Annotated in this window: 4 protein-coding genes and 1 CRISPR repeat array; of the genes, 2 read left to right on the forward strand and 2 right to left on the reverse strand. The window is 42.4% G+C overall.

The features are described 5' to 3' along the window. Positions 1–830, forward strand: an 830-nt coding sequence (locus F8H35_RS04620; protein WP_472572380.1) for a ComEC/Rec2 family competence protein, incomplete at its 5' end; no start/stop codon positions are given. 47 nt (positions 831–877) lie between these two features. Here F8H35_RS04620 and F8H35_RS04625 read toward each other — a convergent pair. Both F8H35_RS04625 and F8H35_RS04630 read right to left on the reverse strand, forming a co-directional pair. Then, positions 878–1,201, reverse strand: coding sequence for a hypothetical protein (locus tag F8H35_RS04625; RefSeq protein ID WP_472572381.1), 324 nt, complete (start codon positions 1,199–1,201; stop codon positions 878–880). Positions 1,202–1,213: 12 nt separating this feature from the next. Then, positions 1,214–1,876: a nucleotidyl transferase AbiEii/AbiGii toxin family protein gene (locus F8H35_RS04630; RefSeq protein WP_472572382.1), complete on the reverse strand. Its 663-nt coding sequence runs from the start codon at positions 1,874–1,876 to the stop codon at positions 1,214–1,216. Between the two features lie 15 nt (positions 1,877–1,891). Beyond that, positions 1,892–2,716: a CRISPR direct-repeat array (repeat unit 35 nt; unit sequence GTCGCAATCCCTTCCACTTTTTAGGGCATTTCAAG). Between the two features lie 202 nt (positions 2,717–2,918). On the opposite strand from F8H35_RS04630, the gene aspS reads away from it, so the two are divergent. Then, the coding region (aspS, locus tag F8H35_RS04635; RefSeq protein ID WP_472572383.1) for an aspartate--tRNA ligase at positions 2,919–4,019 on the forward strand (1,101 nt) is incomplete at its 3' end.

The raw sequence follows: 4,019 nt of genomic DNA on the forward strand, positions 1-4,019 counted from the left end.
GTCAGATGTGTATAAGAGACAGTTTCAGGTCTTACCTCTTTATGTTCCTTCTGGCCTTAGGCCTTGAAACCTATAGGAAGATAACACCTCTCTACCTTTTAGGAGTTGTGATGCTCTTTACAGTTCTAACGGGAAAGTTCAACCTCTCTGCCGCCCTCTCTTTCAGCGCCGTTGGTGGAATTCTCCTCGCCGTTGAGGGTGAAGGAGGGAAATTGCTAATGAGTATTAAGGTCTCCTTCGCTCCCATGTTCTTTACCCTTCCTATCGTTCTAAACGTTTTCGGAACCTTTAACCCTTTAAGCTGGCTTACAACCCTACTTGCCGGCTTTATCTTCACCCCTTTTCTCATAGGAGCTTTCCTAATGCAGATTACACTTGAGAAGGTTCCTTTTATAAACGGAATTACAGAGTTTTTAGGCTATCAGTTTATCCTCTCTTCACACTACCTCTTTAACCTTACAAAGTGGAGCCTTACCCACTACGAGGCACCCCTGTGGCTTGCAGGAACAACGCTTCTTATTTCCTTGTTCTTAGCTTTATTTACAAAACCTGTTTACTCCTTTATTCCCCCTATTCTCCTTTCAATCTTTGCCCTTATTCATCCAACTGTAGTTTCGGGAGTAAGGCTGGAGCTCCCCGGGTGGAAGCTCAACTCCTTCTACTTCATCTCAACAGAGGGGCAGAAATACAGAAACAGCACCTTAGAGGCCAGCTACGTCTTCCCGGCCACAAGGAAACTCCTCTTTAGAAATAATCTGATTGATAATCGCCTTAAATTTATCAAAGAAAACAAAAAACTATTACCGAGTAAAAAACACAAAAATTATTAAAGGGTGGTTTAATAGAACTAATTTACTTCTTAAACTTCTGAATTCAGCTATAGTGCCGAGTTTCCCAGTTTTTCCTTCAGTTTAGCGTAGAGTTTATCTGGAGGTGTAATCCAAGATTCTTTAAAGTCAGGAGCTTCTTCACCAAAAATTTGCTTATATATAGTTTTTCCATTTTTTGTTCTTAAGATTCTCCGTTTAAATATATCTATTACCAGCTTCTCTTCTGGAGATAAACCACCAGTTTTTGACTTGTGTATCATTTCCTTGAATTTATGAGGATTTTCTACTAAGGCAGGCATATCCCACAAAAAAATAGTAACAAAACTACTTATACTATGCTTTTCAGCAAATTTACCTGCTCCTTCACCCACTTTTCAATCTCCTTAGTATATCCTCTGCAGTAAGTTTCCAATTTCTTCCTCGTGGTAGGAAAGATGGAGAAAAATATCCCGGAGAGCTCCTGCAATCATACCGGCCTGTATCCTGGATTCAAAATTCTGATGCCATATTTCTACAAACTCCTTAACAAAATCAGGAAGCGGTATATAGCGTTTGCTCAGCTCAATCAAATCAAGGATATCTTTTATCCTGTCAACGGGTCTTTCGTTAATGTATAGGTCAATTATGGCGTAAACTTTTCGGAAGTAGATGGCCTTGATGGAATCTATTAAAAGATTTGTTTCCTTAAGTGTTTGAGGTTCAAATACCTGTAGAAACGGGTCTTTTACAAAATCTAACTTGACAGAAATATCTTTTTCAGCAACTTCATAGAAAAAGATTTTTTCTTCTTCATTTCTGGCTTTTAACTCTACATTCACTCTTTCGGATAGAAACTCAGCAATATGTTGAACATCGCTCTCTGTTATATCCTCTGTTGAGAAAAAGTCCAGATCGTAGGAAATTCTATAGGAACTTTTAAAGTGAAACCTAACAAGAGCGGTTCCTCCTGTTAAGAAGAAAGGAAATTTATTGCCTGCCGAAACAAAATCTGACAGTAAAGCAAGGATTTTATCCTGCAATTCATAAAGTTTTGCCACCTTATTCATCGGATTTTCCGCCGAAAACCAATCCCTTCCACTTTTTAGGGCATTTCAAGTGGGAGAATAATGGTCGTTCAGGATACGCCATTATGTCGCAATCCCTTCCACTTTTTAGGGCATTTCAAGTGAAATAGATCATATAAGACATGCTCCGGGTATGTAGTCGCAATCCCTTCCACTTTTTAGGGCATTTCAAGAGGAACGATGAGGGTAGACCTCATCGTGACCCGCGTCGCAATCCCTTCCACTTTTTAGGGCATTTCAAGCACTCTTGGAGCTTGCATTAGACGAGCTCCAAGGTCGCAATCCCTTCCACTTTTTAGGGCATTTCAAGGCCAGAGCTACGTTGAGGTTGTCAACGACACGGTTAAGTCGCAATCCCTTCCACTTTTTAGGGCATTTCAAGATGCTTATGTATCCTGGCAAAGGGAGTGTTGTAAGTCGCAATCCCTTCCACTTTTTAGGGCATTTCAAGTTGTTGAGATTTTTTGTTGTAAACCACTTTAGGAGGTGTGTCGCAATCCCTTCCACTTTTTAGGGCATTTCAAGGAGAGGGAGTATCTTCTTACCATTAAGAGATACTCGTCGCAATCCCTTCCACTTTTTAGGGCATTTCAAGTGGCTGTCCATGGTGGGTTCAAATCCCACCGGCCCCGGTCGCAATCCCTTCCACTTTTTAGGGCATTTCAAGAGGCCAATGAGCCTGCGTCTCCTCTGACGGCAGGCAAAAATCGTCGCAATCCCTTCCACTTTTTAGGGCATTTCAAGCAGTCTATAACCTACTACAACACGAGGAGGTGTAGCATGTCTAGTCGCAATCCCTTCCACTTTTTAGGGCATTTCAAGAGTACCCTCAAGAAACATTGAAAAACAATGTGTTGCACAAGAATGCAATCACACTATCTTAGAATATTCTCAATTGACGGAGAAAATTACCCCTGTCAATCTCCGTATTCAACTGTTAAAGACCGGCTTCTCTGGTTCCTTCTGTGATTTTATCATAAAATTCCCCAGACTAAAGAGAACATACGGCTGGAGAGGTCTGAAAATGCTTGAACATTTAGGAAGTTTTAAGAGGACTCATTACTGTGGAGAGGTTTCAACAGAAGATGTTGGAAAAAAAGTTAGAGTTGCAGGCTGGGTTGACACAACGAGAGACCACGGCGGAGTTGTTTTTACAGATTTAAGGGACAGAACAGGAAAGGTTCAGATAGTCTTCTCTCCTGAAATTTCTGAAGAGCTCGTTGAGAAGGCCAAGAAGCTAAAGCACGAGTACGTGATAGCAGTTGAAGGAGAAGTTCGCAGAAGGCCTCCGGGAACTGAAAACCCGAAACTGAAAACAGGCGAGGTTGAAATTTACGCCGAGAAGCTCCAGATACTCAACAAATCCCTGCCTTTACCGTTTCCTGTTGAAGACGAGGTTAAGGTTGGAGAGGAGACAAGGCTCAAGTATCGCTTTTTAGACCTAAGGCGGAAGAAAATGATGGAAAACATCATATTCCGCCACAGGCTCTACCAGACTGTAAGAAAGGTTTTCAACGAGGAAGGTTTTATAGAGATAGAAACTCCCTACCTCACAAAGAGCACCCCTGAAGGTGCAAGGGACTTCTTAGTTCCCAGCCGTATCTACCCCGGTAAGTTCTACGCACTTCCCCAGTCTCCTCAGCTCTTTAAACAGATTCTCATGGTTTCGGGTTTTGACCGCTACTACCAGATTGCAAGGTGCTTCAGGGATGAAGACCTGAGAGCAGACAGGCAGCCGGAGTTTACCCAGATAGACTTTGAGATGTCCTTTGTTGCAGAAAGGGATGTTATGGACATTGCTGAGAAGGTTCTGAGGGAGCTCTACAGGGAGCTCCTCGGGATTGAAATCGGCGAGATTCCCGTTATGACCTACGACGAGGCCATGGCCCGTTTTGGAACCGACAGGCCCGACACCCGCTTCGGCCTTGAGCTGAAAGAGATAACAGACATAGCTAAAGAGTGTCAGTTTAAGGTTTTCAGAACCGTTGCAGAAAAGGGTGGAATTGTAAAGGCCATAAACTTTAAAGGGGGAGCTAAACTTTCAAGGAAAGAGATAGACGACTTAACAAAGTTTGTTGGAATTTACGGTGCAAAAGGCCTTGCCTGGATTAAGGTTCTTCCAGAC

This window comes from Thermovibrio sp. (genome assembly GCA_015488335.1).
Lineage (GTDB): Bacteria > Aquificota > Aquificia > Desulfurobacteriales > Desulfurobacteriaceae > Balnearium.

Bases quoted from the DNA above. Each gene is read 5' to 3' on its own strand.
- F8H35_RS04630 (WP_472572382.1), bottom strand. From the start codon at position 1,876: ATGAATAAGGTGGCAAAACTTTATGAATTGCAGGATAAAATCCTTGCT.